We start from the raw sequence: 17,510 nt of genomic DNA, 5'->3' as shown, positions 1-17,510 counted from the left end.
GGCACCGCTTCGCGCTTCCCGCGCGGGAGCGGATCGGCTCCCTCTCAGGAGGGAGTGGGCAGCTTGGCCTCGGTCTGCTCGTTCGAGGGCGTGTAGGTGGTCATCCTGATCTCGGGTGTACGGCTGAGCCACAGGTAGGTGGCGTCAAAGCACAGCAGGCCCGCGTCGGGGTGCAGGAAGCGCTTGGTCCAATTCACCGGTGGCCGCACGTCGTGTTCCGTCCACAGCGCCTCGAACTCGGCCGATTCGCCACGCAGTCGATTGACCAACGATTTCCAGCTCGGCTCCGCGACGTGTCCTGCCATGGCCGAGCGGAACTCGGCGACGGTCCTGGCCTTGTTCTGCTCCCAGTCCGGCATTCTGGAACGCCACCTGCGTTTGGCGAAGCACTGCAACAGCAGGTTGCGTTCCTCGAACGGCAGTTCGTCCACGCCGAGCAACCACTCGTACGCCCGGTTGTGGGCGAGGATGTCGGTGCGAGCGTTCTGCACCACGACGGGATACGGTTCCAGCTTCGCCAGCAGTGCGTGGACGCCAGCCGGGATCGCGTCGCGGTCCCGCACCGCCGGTCTCGCCGGAATGCCCGCCAGGGTGAACAGGTGTGCGGACTCATGGGGGTCCAACCGCAGTGTTCTGGCGATCGCGTCGAGCACGCCGTCCGAAGCCCTGATGTCGCGTCCCTGCTCCAGCCACGTGTACCAGGTGACACCGACCCCGGCGAGCTGCGCGACCTCTTCGCGGCGCAGGCCAGGGGTTCGCCTGCGCCGCGTGTGCGGCAGTCCCACCTGGTCGGGAGTGATCCGCTCCCGCCTGCTGCGCAGGAACGAGGCCAGCTCACGGCGTCGCACCGCGTCGGGTCCGGAATCGAGGTCGGCGACCGTGCTCACCACACAAGCATGCCGCGAGCGGCCGACGGGTACCAGGTAGTGCTCACACCAGGATGAGCACGCTCTGGTACCAGTCTCGCGGCAGGCGAATCGTCGTAGCCGTGACCTCACCGACCACCTCACCGACCAGCCCGCCCACCGAGCACGGGTCCACGCTGACCACCGCGGGACTGCTCACGCTGCTGCTCGGCGCGGCGCTGCCACTTGTCGACTTCTTCATCGTCAACGTCGCCCTGCCCGCCATCGGTGCCGACCTGGGTGCGAACACGGCGACGCTGGAGTTGGTGATCGCGGGTTACGGCGTGACCTACGCGGTGCTGCTCGTGCCGGGCGGCCGGCTCGGCGACGCGTACGGCCGCAAGCGCCTGTTCAAGATCGGCCTTGCCGCCTTCACCGTCACCTCACTCGGCTGCGGGCTCGCCGCGAACATCGAGGTACTGGTGGCCGCGAGGGTGGCGCAGGCAGCGGCGGCGGCGCTACTGCTGCCTCAGGTGCTGTCCGTGATCCAGGCCAGCACCTACGGCGAGCACAGGTCGAGGGCGATGGGCCGCTACGGCGCCAACGCGGGCCTTTCCATGATCGCGGGCCAACTACTGGGCGGTGTACTTGTCGCAGCCGATATCGCCGGGCTCGGCTGGCGGCCGATCTTCCTGGTCAACGTGCCGATCGGGCTACTCGGCCTGCTTGCGACCCGGTCGGTGCCGGAAAGCCGCTCGCGCGATCCGCTCAGGGTGGATCTCGCGGGTACCGCACTGCTCGGCGCTGCGCTGTTGTGCCTGCTCATACCGCTAACCGAGGGCCGCGCGCTCGGCTGGCCCGCCTGGACGCCGGCTTCACTGGCCGCGGTGCCGCTGCTACTGGTTGCGCTGGCGGTGACACAGCGACGAGCCGAACGGTCCGGCCGGGTGCCGCTGCTGCCTCCCACCGTCCTGCGCGTACCGAGTATGCGTCGCGGGCTGGCTGTCACCTCGGTGTTCTTCACCGGGTTCGGCGCCTTTATGTTCGTGTGCGCGGTGACCCTGCAGGAGGGGCTCGGCTTCGGCCCGCTGGGCGCGGGATTGGCGCTGGCACCGCTGGCCTTCGGGTTCTTCGCGGCTTCACTGGCGAGCACGAGGCTGGTGAGCAGGTTCGGGCAGGCAGTGGCACCCGCGGGGTTCATGATTCAGCTCGCCGGGCTACTCCTGCTGCTTGCCGTGGTACTGCCCGGCTGGCCCGGCGTGACCGTGCTCTACCTACTGCCCGCGACATTGCTGTGCGGCGTGGGGCAGGGGCTGGCTGTGACGACGCTGTTTCGGCTGGTGCTCTCTGGCGTGCCCGCCGACAGCGCAGGTCTGGGCAGCGGAGTGCTGGCCACCACGCAGCAGGCGGCGCTCGCGCTCGGCGTGGGCACGCTGGGCAGCCTGTTCGCCGAGATCGCCGTGAGCGTCGGGCTCCGAGAGGCGTTCGGCCTCGTCATCGGACTCCAGGCGGTGCTCACCGTGCTGGTGACCGTGCTGGGCCGGGCCCTGCCCGACCCGCGCGGCGGCCAGGAGGAAGCCGCCTCAGACCTGTAGGTGCACCGGGACACCGGAAAGCGCCGCGGTGCCGGTGAGCTCATCCACCAGGTGCTCGTCGGTGACGTCGTTGACGCTCACCCCTGGTTGCCTCGTAGCCACCCCCAGCAGGACACCGGTGCGGTGGTGCCCCCAACCGTGCGGCAGGCTCACCACGCCCGGCATGATCGCGTCGGTCACCTCGACGGTCACCTCGACGGTGCCCTTCGCCGACGACAGCTTGGCGCTGCCACCGTCTGCGAGCCCGCGCTCTCGCGCGTCATCGGGGTGGACCAGCAGCGTGCAGCGGGGTTTGCCCTTCACGAGTCGTTCGCTGTTGTGCATCCAGGAGTTGTTGCTGCGCAGGTGGCGCCTGCCGATCAGCACGAGTGTGTCGTCCCGCTGCCGCGTCAGCAGCCTGCGCAACCTCGGCAGGTCGTTGAGATAGACACGCGGTGCGAGATGCACCTGCTTGCCCGGTGTCGCGAGCCTGCCTGGCAACCTGCGCCGCAGCGGACCGAGGTCAACCCCGTGCGGCCGCTGCTTGAGCTTGCCAAGCGAGAGCCCTCCTCGCAGCTTGCGCAGCCCGTGGGGCCCGACACGCAGGCCCAGCTCCAGCAGCGGTTCGGGGCCGAGGCGACCGAGTAACCGGGCGGCCGCTCCGCCGCCGAGCACCCGGCTGGCCAACTCCAGCACGATTTCCCAGTCGTGGCGCTGTCGCGGGCCACGCGGCAGAACCGATGGCGAGTACTTGGCCGCGTTGCGCACCGAGTAGTTCGCCAGCGCCAGTTCGTAGTGCGGGCGCTCGAGCGGTGCTGTCGGCGGCAGGATCACGTCGGCGTGCCGGGTGGTCTCGTTGAGGTAGGGGTCGATCGACACCATGAAGTCCAGCCCGGCGAGCGCATCGTCGAGCCGCGCGCCGTTGGGGGTGGACAGCACCGGGTTGCCCGCCGAGGTGATGAGTCCGCGGATCTGCCCCTCACCCGGCGTGTCGATCTCCTCGGCGAGCGCGGCGACGGGCAGTTCGCCGCCGAACTCGGGCAGCCCGCGCACCCGGCTGCGGTAGCTGTCGAAACTGCCCCGGTTCCCGGTGACCGTGGCCAGCGGGATGGCATCGATCGCGGGCGTGGTGAACATCGCGCCACCCGGTTCGTCGAGACGTCCCGTCAGCGCGTTCACCACCACGATCAGCCACGCGGCGAGCCCTCCGAACTCCTGGGTGCACAGCCCGACGCGGCCGTACACCACGGCGCGCGGCGTCGTGGCCAGTTCCCTGGCGAGCGCGCGCACCCTGGCCGGGTCCACTCCGGTGACAGCGGCGGTGCGCTCGGGGGTGAAATCCCGGCAGGCCACTCGCAGGATCTCCAACCCGGTCAACCGGGGGGTCAGCCGGCCCGTGCACACCAGGTGCTCGGCGAACAGCACGTTGACCACCGAAAGCAGCAGCAACGCGTCGGTGCCGGGCCGGATGAACACGTGCTCGTCGGCCAGGTCGGCGGTCTCGGTGCGCCTCGGGTCCAACACCACGACCCTGCGCACACGCTTGAGCCGGGAACGCACGTTCGGTGCCGTCATGATGCTGCCGTTCGACACGGCCGGGTTCGCGCCAAGGCAGACGAACAGGTCGGTACGGTCGATGTCGGGTACCGGCATGAGTAGCTGGTGGCCGAACATCTGTAGCGCGGCCAGCATGTGTGGTAGCTGGTCGGCCGAGGTGGCCGAGTACTGGTTCCGCGTCCCCAGCGCACGGAAGAACGGCTGCCCGTAGGTGATGAGTCCGAGGTTGTGAGCGGTCGGGTTGCCCTGGTACACGGCGAGCGCGTGTTTGCCGTGCCGCTGCCTGACGTCGCGCAGCCCGGCGGCGGCGAGTTCGATGGCGGCAGGCCAGCTCACCTCGAACCACTCGTCCGCGCCGCCCCGAACCAGCGGAGTGCGTAGCCGGTCAGGATCGTGGTGCAGATCGGCCAGCGCGGTGGCCTTGGGGCAGATGTATCCCTGAGAGACCGGGTCGTCGGAGTCGCCCCGGATGCCCACCACTCGATCGTCGGCCACGGTAACCGTGATGCCGCAGGTGGCCTCACAGAGCGTGCAGCTGTGGTGATGCGTGGTCGGCATGTCGAACAAGCTACGCCGGGTGAAAAGGTCGGCGGAAGGCGTTGGAGCACCCGCTCGCCGGACGACGATGGGGGTGTGACGCACCCACGGGTCCGGCCAGATCCGGCGTTCGCGCTGCTCGAGGTGTACGAGCAGGCGTTGCCCGAGGTCTATGGCTATCTGCTGTCGCGTTGCGGTAACCGCACGCTGGCCGAGGAGTTGACGTCGGAAACCTTCCTCGGCGCGGTCGGCGCCTGCCGCAAGCAGGCCGCGCCGCAGGTGAGCGTCCCGTGGTTGATCGGCATCGCGCGACACAAGCTCGTCGACCACTGGCGGCGCCGCGAGCGCGAGGAGCGGGCGTTGCGCCTCGTGCGGGACGCCTCGGAGGTCGGCGACGGCGTGAACGGCGCGGATGTGGCTGACCCGTGGGAGGCCGAACTGGACGCGCTCGTCGCCAGGCAGGTACTGGCCGAGTTGGGAGCACACCACAGGTCGGCACTGACCCTGCGCTACCTGGACGGGCTCGGCGTTGCCGAGGTCGCCGACCTGCTCGGCCGCACAACGCACGCCACCGAGGGGCTGCTGGCCAGGGCGCGCGCCGCGTTCCGGCGGCAGTACCGACGGCAGGTTGGGGAGGCCGGCGATGACTGACCCGTTCGATGCTTTCCATGCCTTGCGACAACCACACGAACCCGCCGAACCCGATCCGGTGTTCGCCGCCGCGCTGCGGGAGGCGTTGCGTGCGGCGATCCTCGGCGGCGAAACAGGAGGTAAAGCTATGACAACCGCACAGGTTCAGTCCCCCGCACGGACGCGCTCGCTCGCCCCTTACCTCGCGGTGCGCGACGCCCGGGCCGCGGTGGACTTCTACGTCGAGGTCTTCGGCGCCACGAGGCTGGGTGAGCTGATCGTGATGGCTGACGGCAAGGTCGGTCACGCGGAAGTGGCCATCGGCGACTCCGTGCTCATGCTCGCCGAGGAGTTCCCCGAGGTCGGCAACGTCGTCGCGCCCGAGGGTGGGGCCGCGGTGCGGGTGGAGGTGCCTGACGCGCGGGCGGCCGTGGACCGAGCTGTGGAGCTGGGTGCTGAACCGATCGGTCCGGTCGAGGACCGCGGACACGGCGTGATGGGCCGCATCCGCGACCCGTTCGGGCAGCGCTGGCTGGTGGCGCAGGCGACGGGGCCGTCCCCCTCCGGGGGTCTCCTTGCCCCCCGCCATGGCGAGGCTGGGTACTTCACATTCACCGTGCCCGACGACGAGGCCGCCAAGCGCTTCTACGGCGCCGTACTCGGGTGGCGGTTCGAAACGGGCACCGTGCCGAGGGCATGGCGGATCGAGGGCAGCGGGCTGGCCGAAGGTGGGCTGTGGGGAGGGCAGTCCTACGCGGGCTGGAAGCTGATGTACGCGGTCGACGATCTGGACGCGGCCACCGACCGGGTGCGCGACCACGGCGGCGAGGTGAGTTCGGTCAGGCGGGAACCCTACGGACGAACGGCCGACTGTACCGACAACCAAGGAGTCGAGTTCTGGCTCTGGGAACGGTGAGCATGTACGAACGCTGGTTGTACGAGCTGTGGAACGGCGACCTTGGCGAACTGGAGCGGATCGCCCGCTCGATCGTCACCGCCGATTTCGCCGGACACTGGCCGGGACAGCCGAGCCTGGTGACCGGCCCCGATCAGCTCGCCGATGTCGTGCGGCAGGGCAGGGAGCTGATCGAGGCGCTGCGGTTCGAGATCGAGGTCGGGCCGATCGTCCAGGGCGACCTCGTGGCCGCACGCTGGGTGGGCCGGGGCCGCTACGGCGGTGAGCCGGTGGAGTTCCACGGGCACGACCTGCTGCGGCGCGACGGCGACCGGTTCGGCGAGTACTGGGTGATCGCGCAGGACCCGACGGCCATAGCCGGCTATCGACCCACCGCGTAGCCCTGCATGCCGCGTGGATTGGCCGCGGCACGCAGGATGCCGCTAGCGGGGTCGCGGGACACCGCGGATAGCCTGCCCAGCGCCCACGGGCCCGCGTCGACCACCTCGTGCCCGCGCTCGGCGAGTTCGCGCAGCGCTGCCTCCCCGATCCTGGACTCGACCACCAGTTCCTTCGGTGTCCAGGCGCGTGGGTAGAACGAGCTGGGGAACGAGGTGGTGTGCCAGGCTGGCGCGTCGATCGACTCCTGCAGGTTCAGTCCACCGACCGTGTGCGCCAGCCACAGGCTCAGCTGCCACTGGTCCTGCTGGTCTCCACCGGGGGTGCCGAAGGCCAGCACCGGCTCGCCGTGCCGAAGCGCCATCGACGGCGACAGGGTGATTCTGGGGCGCTTGCCGGGGGCAAGCGAATTGGGCAGGCCCTGTTCCAGCCAGAACATCTGGGCACGGGAATCCAGGCAGAAGCCCAGTTCCGGGATCGTCGGCGAGGACTGTAGCCACCCGCCGGACGGGGTCGCCGACACCATGTTGCCGTGGGCGTCCACCACGTCGATGTGCACCGTGTCGCCGCGCGTGCGGCCAGCAGGGTCGACGGTCGGCTCCCCGATGGCACCGCCCGTGGCACGGCGGCCACGAGTGGCCTCGATGACCTTGGGCAGCCTCGGGTCGGCGCCACCAGGGCGCAGCTCGCCGCTGGCCTCGTCGCCGACGAGCTTGCGTCGCCCCTCGGCGTACTCGCGCGACAGCAGCAGATCCAGGTCGACGCTCGTGTCGCCGTACCACGCTTCCCTGTCGGCGAAGGCCAGCTTGGCGCATTCGGTGGCCAGGTGCACCGTCCGCGCGGTCGGCCTGCCGTCCACGTACGCCAACTCGTCACGGAAGCCCTCAAGCAGGCGCAGTTGCTGCGCCAGCACGGGACCCTGGGTCCAGGCTCCGCACTTGACCAGACTCCACTCACCGAAGTCGGTGACGACGGCATCCTCGTAGGTGGCCTCCCAGGCGGCGAGGTCGTCGCCGGTCAGCAGCCCGGCGTGGTCGCGACCGCTGTCGTCGCGGAAGGCGTTCCTGCTGAACTCATCGATCGCCTCGGCCACGAACCCGTGCGACCAGGCCCTGCGGGCGGCCTCGATCTGCTCCTCCCGCCCCGAACACGTCTCGGCCTCGGCCAGCAGCCGTTGCCAGGTGCGTGCCAAGGTCGGGTTGCGGTGCAAAGAGCCGGGGGCGGGTGCCTCGCCACCGGGAAGCCACAACCTGGCCGAGGTGGGCCAGTGGTTGGCGAACAGTTCGGCGACGGTGTCGATGGTCTCGGTGATCCGGCCGACCACCGGAACGCCCTTCCAGGCGTAGGAGATGGCGTAGCCGAGCACGTCGCGCAGCCGTTTGGTGCCGTGGTCACGAAGCAGCAGCAGCCAGGCGTCCCATGCGCCCGGCACGGTCGCCGCCAGCAACCCGCTGCCTGGGATGAGGTCGAGGTCCAGGTCGGCGAAGTGTCCGGGGGTCGCGGCTGATGGAGCGACCCCCTGCCCGCACAGCACCTTCGGGGTGCGCGCGTCGGCGGTCACGAAGATCGCGGGCACCTGCCCTGCCGGCCCGTTGAGGTGCGGCTCCGCCACCTGGAGCACGAAGCCTGCCGCGACGGCCGCGTCGAAGGCGTTGCCGCCGTCCTCGAGCACCGCCATGCCCGTTGTCGAGGCAAGCCAGTGGGTGGAGGCCACCATCCCGTGGGTACCGGCGAGCTCTGGTCTGGTCGTGAACACTCCACGACCATAAGGGGAATAGCTTTGTTCGCTCAACTAACAGAACTGGCATCGATACGTTTCGTTGATCTACCTAGGCCGGTCCACCGCAGCCCCGCGTCCCGCAACGACACGGGTGACAGCAGGTTCCTGGTGTCCACGACGGCCGCACCCCGCATCAGGTCGGCGACGTAGGTCCAGTCCAGCTGGGTGAACTCCGGCCACTCGGTGAGCACCACGAGCGCGTCGGCCCCGCGAGCGACCCGGTAGGGGTCGTCGGCGACGGCCATGCCCGGCAGCGGCCCCGTCACGGCGGGATCGTAGGCGGACAGTCGCGCACCGTGCGCGGAAAGCACCGAGGCCACCGCCAGCGCGGGCGAATCCCGCAGGTCGTCGGTTCCCGCCTTGAACGCGAGGCCGAGCAGGCCGATCCGCGCTCCGGCGAGCTCGCCGCCCACGGCAGTCGCCACCTTCGCGACCACCCGGTCGCGCTGTGCGAGGTTGTCCTCCACCGCCGCCGAGAGCAACCGGAAGTCGAAACCCACGGCATCGGCGATGCGCAGCAGTGCGCTGGTGTCCTTCGGCAAGCACGAGCCACCCCAGCCCGGCCCCGGCGAGAGAAACGATCGCCCGATCCGGCTGTCGTATCCCATTCCGCGCGTGACCGCGTCGATGTCGGCCCCCAGCCGTTCACACAGCTCCGCGATCGAGTTCACGTAAGAAAGCTTGGTCGCCAGGAAGCAGTTCGCCGCGTACTTGACCAGCTCGGCGCTGGCCGCGTCGGTGACGACGACGGGCGCGTCCAGCCGCCGGTACAGCGCGGCGACCCGCTCGGCGGCTCCTGGCGTGTCCGAGCCAACGACGATTCGCTCCGGCCCGAGGAAGTCGGCAACGGCCGTGCCTTCCCTCAGGAACTCGGGGTTCGACACCACGGCCACGTCGTCACGGCCCAGCAGGTCACTGATTCGCCCCGCCGTTCCCACCGGAACGGTCGACTTCGTCACCAGCACGGAATCGGCGGGCAGCGAGCTCGCCATCGTGGCAACGGCCGCCTCCACCGCCCGAAGATCGGCCGCACCGCCCGCGCCCATCGGGGTGGGCACGCACAGGAAGACCGCGTCGGCCGACTCCACCGCTGCCCGCGCCTCCACCGCGAAGGACAGCGTGCCGCTGGTGAGCCCACGCGCGACGAGCCCGGCCAGTCCTGGTTCCAGGATGTCCACCCGGCCCGCGGCGAGCCGAGCCACCTTGGCCGCGTCGACGTCCACGCACGTGACCCGGTGGCCGAGGCAGGCGAGACAGGCTCCGGTCGTCAGACCCACGTACCCGGTACCGACCACGACGATCGATGCAGCGTGCATTCCTCGACGGTCACACCGGCAGTTGACCCGCGGGCGACACCAGGGGCACCACGAAGCGGCCATTGGTCGACATTTCACCCGCGCGAACGAGCGTTAACCTAGTCGGGGTTCTCAGCAGTGAGAAGGGAAGAACATGCAGATCACCGTCACCGCAGCCATCGTGACCGGCGGCGCTTCCGGCCTCGGCGGCGCAACCGCCGCCGCGCTCGCGAAACGGGGCGCCAGGGTGTTCGCCTTCGACCTCCCGGCCGCGATCGAAGCCGCGCCCGAGGTGGAGGGCATCACCTACGTCCGGACGGACGTGACCGAGCCCGACCAGGTGCGTGACGCGGTCGACCAGGCGAAGAACAGCGATATGCCACTGCGCATCGTCGTCAACTGCGCCGGCATCGGACCGTCCGCGCGCATCCTCTCCAGGAAGGGGCCACACGATCTCGACCTGTTCCGCAAGGTCGTCGAGGTGAACCTCGTCGGCACCTTCAACGTGCTGACCGTCGCGGCGGAGGCCATCGCCCGGACCGAGCCGCTGCGAGACGATCAGCGCGGGGTGATCATCAACACCGCTTCCGTCGCCGCGTTCGAGGGCCAGATCGGGCAGATCGCGTACTCCGCGTCGAAGGGCGGGGTGGTGGGCATGACCGTGCCCGCGGCCCGCGACCTCGCTTCACAAGGAATCCGGGTGATGACCATCGCACCGGGCATCATCGACACCCCGATGCTGGCCACGGTCAGCGAGGAGTTCCGCGCGGGCCTCGCAGAAGGGGTGCCGTTCCCGAGACGGCTCGGCCGCCCCGACGAGTTCGCGCAACTGGCGGTCGACATCGTCGAGCACGACTACCTCAACGGTGACGTCATCCGGCTCGACGGCGCGCTGCGGATGTCCCCGCGCTGACTCGCGCCACCACCCGAACGCCCGGTGAGCTCAGGCGACCGAACCGACGTCACAGGCCAGTGCCTGCAGCTCCCGGGCTTGCGGTGTGCCCAGTTCGGCGAACAGCGTGCGCGCTCGGCGCCAGTTGTCGCGAGCGAGTTCGGCACGCGAGGTACACCGGTGCAGCTCGGCGAGTTCGTTGAGTCCCCTTGCTTCCTGGTAACGCTCCTTGCGTTTGATCGCCGAGCGGATGGCCTCGTCGAGCAGCGTGTATGCCGTCGGCATGTTGCCGATCTCCCGGTACGTGGCACCGAGGTCGATTAGCACATCGCTCTCCAAGGTGTCGCCACCGACCGCGCGCACGATCCGCAGCGCTTCGGTGAGGTTGTCGAGCGCTTCCACGAGACAACCTTGGCTGCGCAGGACATCGCCGAGCCGATGCCGCACGTGCGCCTCCCTTGGAGACAACCCGTTGCTGGTTGCCACGGCAAGCGCCTTGTCGAAATGGGCGGTGGCGTCGGCTCGCCTGCCCAGCTGCCACTCGACCCAGCCGATCTCGGCGAGCATGTGGGTTTCGCCGTCGGTGTTGCCCAACCGCCGAGCCAGCCGCAGGCTGTGCGCGTAGTGCTCGAGTGCCTCGTCGGTGTCGCCGAACACCAGCGAGACCATGCCGAGGTAGGCCCGCGTGGTCTGTTCAAGGTAGCTGTCCCGTCCCAGGCACAGCGAAGCAGCCTGTTGCAGGTACCGCGCCGCTTCACGGAAGTTGCCGAACCGGTAGCAGAGCCGACCGAGCGAGTTGAGCGTGGAGCATTCGAGTTTGCAGTCGCCGACCTCGCGGTGGAACCGCAGGGCGTGCAGCAGGTGTCGCCGGGCGTCTTCGCCGCGCCCGTGGTTCAGGTAAGCGGCGGCGAGATCGGTTCTGGTGAGCGCCTCCCCGACCTCGTCCCCAGCTGCGACGGCCGCGGCGAGTGCCGCCTCGTGAACCCGCACCCAGTCGTGGTCGTGCCCGTAGCCGTAGAGGTGCAGGTACTCCCGCAATGACCTGGTCAGTTGCCAGGCGTGGCCGGGCCAACCGTGTTCGGCCGCCAGCGTCACCGCGTCGATGAGGTTGGGGCGCTCGCTGTCCAGCCAGTGTTTGGCCTCCTCCTTGGTGGCCAACCGTGGCAGGTAGGTGGGTGCACTGCCGGCAAGATCGAGTTCCACCGGATTCGCCTGCAGCCGCTGGGCGGCCCGCGCCGCGGTGTGCAGGTAGAAGTCCAGCAGCCGCCCGATCGCCGCCCTGCGTGACTCCTCGCTCTCCTCACGTTCGGCGACATTGCGGGCGTACGCCGCGAGCAGGTCGTGCAGCCGGTAGGTGTCGCCGTTGACGATGTCAACCAGGTGCTCGTCGGCGAGCCGGTCCAGCAGCCTGCGTGCCCGCAGCGGGGTGAGCCCGGTGAGCGCCACCGCGGCGTCGACGGTGAAGGTATCGCCCGGGTGCAGCCCGAGCAGGTGGAAGGTCCGCCGCTCGGCCTGATCGAGCGCGTCGTAGGAGAGGTCGAAAACCGCTTGCAGCCTTCTGGTGCCAACCGCGAGTTCGCCGACCCGGTCACAGCTTTGTCCCAACCGGGACAACAGCTCGTTGAACCCCCACACCGGCCGCGACTGCAACCGCCTTCCCGCGAGCGCGACCGCGAGCGGAAGTCGGCCGCACAGTTCCACGACCCGCTCCGCGGCGGCGCGTTCTGCGTGCACCCGGCCGCGCCCCACTACACGCTCAAGGAGTTGCGTCGCCTCGTCGGGACGGAACACGTCCAGCGGCAGCGAACGCGCCCCGTCGAGCGCGAGCGCCCGCCTGCTGGTGATCAGCACCAGATTGGTTGGGCCCGCTGGCAGTAGCGGAAGCACCTGGTCCTCCCCCGCCGCGTTGTCGAGCAACACCAGCGCCTGCTTGCCGTGGAGGCGATCCCGGTACAGGATGGACCGCTCCTCCATGTTCGGCGGTATCTGGTCGCCGGGGACGCCAAGCAATCGCAGGAACGAGGCCAAAACCGCGCTCGGATCGGCCGGTGGCTGATCGGAATGGCCGCGAAGGTCCACATAGAGCTGCTGCTCGGTGTAGCGGCCTTCGGCCAGCAGTTGATGTGCCAGCCGCACGGCCAGTCGCGTCTTGCCGACGCCCGCCATGCCCTCGATCAAACTGATCGGAACCGCCGTGCCCGCGCCCACTTCCGGCAGGGTTTCCCTGAGTTGCCTGAGTTCGGCGGTGCGACCGCTGAAGTCCGCGATGTCCGGTGGTAGCTGGCGGTGCGCGGTGACCGGCGAGAAGTCCGGCTGCGCCACCTCCTGCCGCAGCACCCGCTGGTAGGCCGACACCAGTTCGTGTCCTGGGTCCGCACCCAGTTCGTTCGCCAGCCGCCTGCGCAAGGTGTCGAACACGTTCAGCGCTGCGGCCTGCTGGCCGCTGCCCGCCAGCGCGATCATCAACGCGGCGTGCACCGTCTCGTGCAGTGGTTCGCCCTCCGCGATGCGTTGCAGCAACGGGAGCAGTTCCTGGTAGTGGCCGAGTTGGTAGGCGACGTCGGCGTACTCGACGGCCACGATGGGGCATTCCCGGGCGAGCCCCACCACCACCGGATGTGACTGCAGTGCTCCGAGACCCTCCAGCGGAGCACCCCGCCACAACGCCATCGCATTCGCGTAGAACTTGGCCGCCTCGGCCAGCTCTCCCGCGTCGCGCGCCGAGCGGGCGCGCTCGACCAACCGCTGGAATGCCAGCAGATCGTGCTGGCTCTCGGAAACGGACAGCTGGTAGCCACCCCTGGTAGCGACGAGTACGCCGTCACCTTCGGTGTCGGAAAGCCGCAGCCGCCTGCGCAGCCGCGAGATCCGGGACTGCAAGGAGTCGACCGCCCCCGCACCCGCCGAATCACCCCACAGCGCCTCGACCAGCGAATCCCGCCCCACTGGTGTATTGGGCGACAGCGCGAGCAGTCCGGTGAGTATGCGCTGCTTCTCCGAACCTGGATCGACCACCGTCCCGTTAGCCACCACGCGAAGCGGTCCCAGGATCTCGAACCGCAATTCCTCGTCCTCAACGGCCGCGGTTGATCGGCGGAGCAAGGTGTCCAGTTCTTCGAGTGTCAGCCCGAGGACGTCTGCAAGTCTGCGCACGGTGGACGCGCGGGGTCGGGTCACCCGTCCCTGCTCGACATCGCGCAACCCTGCCACGCTGAGCCCGGCGAGATCGGCGACCTCCTGTTGGGTCAAGCCCGCTCGCCTGCGAAAGCTCCGGATCAGCTCCCCCAGTCGCCCACGTGTGCCCACAAGACCACCTCATTCGCTAAGCAACTCAGGAGAACCGCACCATTTGCGCTTCGTGAGCCGACATGCCTGCCCACCTGTTTGGAGGTTCGCCATGCCTCGTGGGTTCCCAAGGTTCTTGACGTGGTTCACACTAACGGCCCAGTACGACGCTTTTGAAGCCCGTCCAACGTGACTCAGCGTCTGTCACCGGTGGGGGCGGTACCGTCCCCACCGCCGGGCAGCGAGTCGGCCACCTCTGCCACCAGCTCAAGGATGGCGTCCCCGAAGAGAACGACCTCGGTCTCGGTACCGGGGTTGAAGCACAGCACGTGTGTTTCGTCCGGCCAGTTGGCGAGCATCGCCAGAAACGGCAACCGCGTCCGATGTCGCAGGGTGGGCGCCAAGTGGTCCAGCACTTCGGTGGAGCTGAACACCGGGATAACCGGGTAATCCTCACCTATCTTGTGCCAGGGAAAGTCGGACTCGGTCAGCCCTGCCGGGTCGGTCACCGGTTCGCTCACCGGGACGACGACCTCAGCGCCGAGCAGTGCGTCGAGAAATTCGTCGCCGTCCTGCCGGGAAACGGCCTCGGCCAGCGCCTCCTCGAGTTCGTTCACCGGCGGCTTCGCGTAGGCGGGTTTGTCCTCGGCGCCCAGCCCTCGCAGGCAGATGTGCCGTACGGCCTCCTCGGCGCCCGCTTCGTAGTCGGCCTGCACCTGCGCGATCGGCGTGAGGTCGACCTCACCGCTTGCCAGGCCGTACACCGCCGCGGGTGGCGTGATCAACCCGATCGGGAGTGCGGGATTGAGCGCGAGCAGCCAGTTGGGGTTGGGCCAGCGCCGCAGCAGCGAGGCGAAATCGGTCTTCTTATAGCCTTGGGCGAAGCTGCCGAGCACTACCGACATTGCCTCGACCGAGGTGAAGGCCAGCACGTTCTCGGTGGGCAGTGTCAACTCCCGCACCAGCTCCCACCACTCGTCACTGTCGCGATCGGGCAGTTTCGGCAGGTACAACGGGCCGGACAGCACCAGTTCCGCGTAACGCCACCCCTGCCCGTTCCGCAGTGCCGCGACCATGTCGGCCTCGCGTTGATCGGCAGGTTGCCATCCGGATCGCACGCGTTACCCCCGTTCTGCGGTAGCTTTGCTGCGCAGACCCTAGTCCCCCATCCCAACCGGAGCCATGGCACGCACCCTTCATGTAGCGCCGCAGCAGCGTGGTTCGTTCCCAACGATCCGGGACGCCCTCGACGCGGCGACAAACGGAACGGTCATCTCGATCGCGGCGGGGGACTACACCGAGACACTCACCATCCAGCATGCCGACATCGTGCTGCGGGCTCAGGATTCCGGCGCCGTGAGGATCAATTCGGCGCTTCCCGAGCAGCCCGCGGTTTCGGCCGTCGGCGCGAAGCTCCAACTCATCGGGCTCAACCTGCGCTCGGAGGAGAACTCGGCTCTGCGGGTCCTCGGTGGACAGCTGAAGGTGGCCGACTGTGTCGCGGCAGCCGGATACGCCGCCGCGGTGTCCATCACCGGCGGCGCGGACGTCAAGCTCAGCAACACCAAGATCATCGGTGGGCAGTACGGGCTGATCCTCGAGGAATCCGACGGCGTGGTCGAACGTTGTGAGATCCGCGACATCGTCGACGACGCCGTGATCCTGCGGCTCGGCACGCGCGCGACGCTGAACCACTGCACCATCATCGGCTGCGGATTCCGTGGCGTTTACCTGTACCAGGCCGGTGACTCCGCCATCGAGCGCTGCGAGATCTCGCAGACCGCCGACGCGGGGATCGCGGTCGCGGACCAGACCTCCCCTTCGATCACGTCGTCGTGGATTCACGACACGCAGGGAGTCGGCATCGCGGTTGGAAAGGGCTGCGGCGGAGTCATCGACAACTGCCGGATCGAGAACACCGCGGCTCCGGGGATACGCCTTGACGACGGCGCACGGACCGAGGTCCGCGAAGGACCGGCCGACCGCGGCAGGCCACCCGTCGGCGTCACCGCCGAAACGGACCGGGAGAAGGACCTGGAACAGGTCGACAAGCTGCTCGGCGAACTCGACTCCATGATCGGTCTGGCCGGTGTCAAGGCCGAAGTACGGGGACTCATCGACGAGATCCAGGTCAACGAGTGGCGACGCAGTGAGGGGCTTTCCGTCGGCACGGTGAGCAACCACCTGGTGTTCGCGGGCGCGCCGGGAACCGGCAAGACGACCGTCGCGCGAATCTACGGCCAGTTGTTGAAGGCGCTCGGTATCCTGCCGCACGGCAAGTTCAAGGAAGTCTCCCGCCGTGACCTCGTCGGCCAGTACATCGGCCACACCGCCGAGAAGGCGGCGTCGGCGTTCGACGAAGCCCGTGGCGGTGTGCTGTTCATCGACGAGGCCTACACACTCTCCCGATCCAGCGGCGGCGGTGCCGACTTCGGCCAGGAAGCCATCGACACGCTGGTGAAGTTGATGGAGGATCACCGCAACGAGGTCGCCGTCATCGTCGCGGGCTACACCGGTGAGATGCGCACCTTTCTCGACGCCAACCCCGGCCTTGCCTCCAGGTTCGGAAAGACACTCGAGTTCGAGAACTACTCCCCGGAGCAGTTGGTGCGGATCGCCGTGCACCTGGCCAAGAACGCCGACTACCAACTCGGCGACAATGTGGAAATCGCCCTGCTCGAATGGTTCTCGCAGCTCGAACGCGACGAGAACTTCGGCAACGCGCGGGAGGCCCGCAAGCTGCTGGAGCGGATGCGCAAGTCGCAGTCGACGCGGCTGCGCTCGCTGGGCAGCCGCCCAACCAGGGAGGACCTCACCACTCTCACCCTGGACGATCTGCTGCAGTCCATCGGCGACAACGGGTAGTGGCGACCCACTCTGCCGCGCCCTTCAGAGTGGGTCGTCGGCGTCGGCCTCGGCGATGGCCGCCGCCAGTTCCGGCACACCGCCAGGCGGCAGCATCAGTTCGGTCGTCGTGCCAGGGTTGAAGCACAGCACGTGTTGCTGGCTCGGCCAGGCCGCCACCACGTCGAGGAACGGCACCTGGACCCGGTGCGGGCCTCCGGGAACGACGTGGTCGAGTACCCCGGCCGAACTGAACACCGGGATGAGCGGCATTTCGTCCTCGCCGAGGATCTGCCACGGAAAGTCACGCTCGTGAATCCGCCCAGGATCGGGCACCGGGCCGGTAGTCGGTACCACCACTTCGGCGCCAAGCAGGGTCAGCAGGAATTCGTCGAAGTCGGTGTGCTCGACGGCGTTTTCCAGCTTGCGTTCCAGATCGTTGGGAGCTACCTCCGTCAGCGCCGCTGCCGCCGTCGCCTCGTCCCCGCCGAGTTCGTCAAGGCACCTGCGCCGCAGCTCGATCATCATCTCGTCGACGACGGCGTCCTGCACATCGTCGATCGGCACCAGGCTTTCCGTGCCCGCTGCGAGAGCGACGACCTGCCCCACGGTGAGGAACACCCCGATCGGCGATCCCGCGTTGACCATCAACTGGGTGTCCGGGTCCGGCCAGCGCTGCCGCAACTCGTCGAACGTGACCTCCTCGTAGCCGCGCGCGTGACCGGCGAGGGTGTGGAACAGCGTGACCGGCGAGGTGAACGCGAGCACCTGGTCGCCGGTCATCTCCGGCAATCCTTCGGGCCAGCCCGCCACGCTGCCGTCCGCCAGCGTCGGCAGGTAGAGCGGGCACGACGTGAGCAGCTCGGCATACTTCTTGCCGTCCGCGGCTTCCAGCGCGGCCGCCATCTCCCGCTCGGCCTCGGTGTCGGGCCGCCATTCGGAGTCCACGCGGCAGCTCCCTTCCTCCGTTCGCGGTC

13 protein-coding genes are annotated in these 17,510 nt (G+C 68.8%); 6 read left to right on the top strand and 7 right to left on the bottom strand.

What is annotated here, in order from left to right; genetic code table 11:
* Positions 1-44: 44 nt before the first annotated feature.
* Positions 45-887 carry a helix-turn-helix transcriptional regulator gene (locus FHU38_RS24055; protein WP_167176688.1) on the bottom strand — a complete coding sequence of 281 codons (843 nt, stop codon included), beginning with the start codon at positions 885-887 and terminating at the stop codon, positions 45-47.
* 53 nt (positions 888-940) lie between these two features.
* Between FHU38_RS24055 and FHU38_RS24050 the strand changes: the two genes are divergently transcribed.
* The gene (locus tag FHU38_RS24050; RefSeq protein ID WP_167176686.1) at positions 941-2,440 is read left to right on the top strand and encodes an MFS transporter; all 1,500 of its coding nucleotides are present in this window, start codon (positions 941-943) and stop codon (positions 2,438-2,440) included.
* On the opposite strand, the gene FHU38_RS24045 is transcribed toward FHU38_RS24050, so the two are convergent.
* A complete protein-coding gene (locus FHU38_RS24045) occupies positions 2,429-4,534 on the bottom strand; it encodes a molybdopterin oxidoreductase family protein (protein ID WP_167176684.1) in 2,106 nt (701 codons plus the stop codon). The two genes, FHU38_RS24050 and FHU38_RS24045, sit on opposite strands and share 12 nt — an antisense overlap.
* A 75-nt stretch (positions 4,535-4,609) precedes the next feature.
* Here FHU38_RS24045 and FHU38_RS24040 point away from each other — a divergent pair, with 75 nt between their 5' ends.
* Genes FHU38_RS24040 through FHU38_RS24030 form a run of 3 tightly spaced genes read left to right on the top strand, consistent with a single transcriptional unit; the run spans position 4,610 to position 6,439 of the window.
* Positions 4,610-5,164, top strand: coding sequence for an RNA polymerase sigma factor (locus tag FHU38_RS24040; protein WP_167176681.1), 555 nt, complete (start codon positions 4,610-4,612; stop codon positions 5,162-5,164).
* A complete protein-coding gene (locus FHU38_RS24035; RefSeq protein WP_167176679.1) occupies positions 5,157-6,059 on the top strand; it encodes a VOC family protein in 903 nt (300 codons plus the stop codon). Before FHU38_RS24040 ends, FHU38_RS24035 begins: the two co-directional genes overlap by 8 nt.
* A gap of 2 nt (positions 6,060-6,061) precedes the next feature.
* Positions 6,062-6,439, top strand: a complete 378-nt coding sequence (locus FHU38_RS24030; protein WP_167177198.1) for a nuclear transport factor 2 family protein — start codon at positions 6,062-6,064, stop codon at positions 6,437-6,439.
* On the opposite strand, the gene FHU38_RS24025 is transcribed toward FHU38_RS24030, so the two are convergent.
* The gene (locus tag FHU38_RS24025; RefSeq protein WP_167176677.1) at positions 6,421-8,193 is read right to left on the bottom strand and encodes a gamma-glutamyltransferase family protein; all 1,773 of its coding nucleotides are present in this window, start codon (positions 8,191-8,193) and stop codon (positions 6,421-6,423) included. The two genes, FHU38_RS24030 and FHU38_RS24025, sit on opposite strands and share 19 nt — an antisense overlap.
* Before the next feature lie 32 nt (positions 8,194-8,225).
* The gene (locus tag FHU38_RS24020) at positions 8,226-9,533 is read right to left on the bottom strand and encodes a UDP-glucose dehydrogenase family protein (RefSeq protein ID WP_167176675.1); all 1,308 of its coding nucleotides are present in this window, start codon (positions 9,531-9,533) and stop codon (positions 8,226-8,228) included.
* A gap of 133 nt (positions 9,534-9,666) precedes the next feature.
* On the opposite strand from FHU38_RS24020, the gene FHU38_RS24015 reads away from it, so the two are divergent.
* A complete protein-coding gene (locus FHU38_RS24015; protein ID WP_167176673.1) occupies positions 9,667-10,425 on the top strand; it encodes an SDR family NAD(P)-dependent oxidoreductase in 759 nt (252 codons plus the stop codon).
* Positions 10,426-10,455: 30 nt separating this feature from the next.
* Here the strand turns inward: FHU38_RS24015 and FHU38_RS24010 are convergent, their stop codons facing one another.
* On the bottom strand, positions 10,456-13,710 hold the full coding sequence (locus tag FHU38_RS24010; RefSeq protein ID WP_167176671.1) for a tetratricopeptide repeat protein: 3,255 nt from the start codon (positions 13,708-13,710) through the stop codon (positions 10,456-10,458).
* Between the two features lie 173 nt (positions 13,711-13,883).
* A complete protein-coding gene (locus FHU38_RS24005) occupies positions 13,884-14,807 on the bottom strand; it encodes an SseB family protein (protein ID WP_167176669.1) in 924 nt (307 codons plus the stop codon).
* Between the two features lie 64 nt (positions 14,808-14,871).
* On the opposite strand from FHU38_RS24005, the gene FHU38_RS24000 reads away from it, so the two are divergent.
* A complete protein-coding gene (locus tag FHU38_RS24000) occupies positions 14,872-16,554 on the top strand; it encodes a right-handed parallel beta-helix repeat-containing protein (RefSeq protein ID WP_167176667.1) in 1,683 nt (560 codons plus the stop codon).
* Positions 16,555-16,578: 24 nt separating this feature from the next.
* On the opposite strand, the gene FHU38_RS23995 is transcribed toward FHU38_RS24000, so the two are convergent.
* A complete protein-coding gene (locus FHU38_RS23995; RefSeq protein ID WP_167176665.1) occupies positions 16,579-17,481 on the bottom strand; it encodes an SseB family protein in 903 nt (300 codons plus the stop codon).
* Positions 17,482-17,510: the final 29 nt, after the last annotated feature.

The sequence above is a fragment of the Saccharomonospora amisosensis genome (assembly GCF_011761185.1).
In the GTDB taxonomy this organism is placed as follows: Bacteria; Actinomycetota; Actinomycetes; order Mycobacteriales; family Pseudonocardiaceae; genus Saccharomonospora_A; species Saccharomonospora_A amisosensis.
This window is presented reverse-complemented; position numbering and strand designations above follow the sequence as displayed.

Excerpts from the sequence above, each read along its gene's own strand:
- FHU38_RS24050 (WP_167176686.1), top strand. The coding sequence starts at position 941 with ATGAGCACGCTCTGGTACCAGTCTCGCGGCAGGCGAATCGTCGTAGCC.
- FHU38_RS24045 (WP_167176684.1), bottom strand. The coding sequence starts at position 4,534 with ATGCCGACCACGCATCACCACAGCTGCACGCTCTGTGAGGCCACCTGC.
- FHU38_RS24035 (WP_167176679.1), top strand. The coding sequence starts at position 5,157 with ATGACTGACCCGTTCGATGCTTTCCATGCCTTGCGACAACCACACGAA.
- FHU38_RS24030 (WP_167177198.1), top strand. The coding sequence starts at position 6,062 with ATGTACGAACGCTGGTTGTACGAGCTGTGGAACGGCGACCTTGGCGAA.
- FHU38_RS24020 (WP_167176675.1), bottom strand. The coding sequence starts at position 9,533 with ATGCACGCTGCATCGATCGTCGTGGTCGGTACCGGGTACGTGGGTCTG.
- FHU38_RS24015 (WP_167176673.1), top strand. The coding sequence starts at position 9,667 with ATGCAGATCACCGTCACCGCAGCCATCGTGACCGGCGGCGCTTCCGGC.
- FHU38_RS24000 (WP_167176667.1), top strand. The coding sequence starts at position 14,872 with ATGGCACGCACCCTTCATGTAGCGCCGCAGCAGCGTGGTTCGTTCCCA.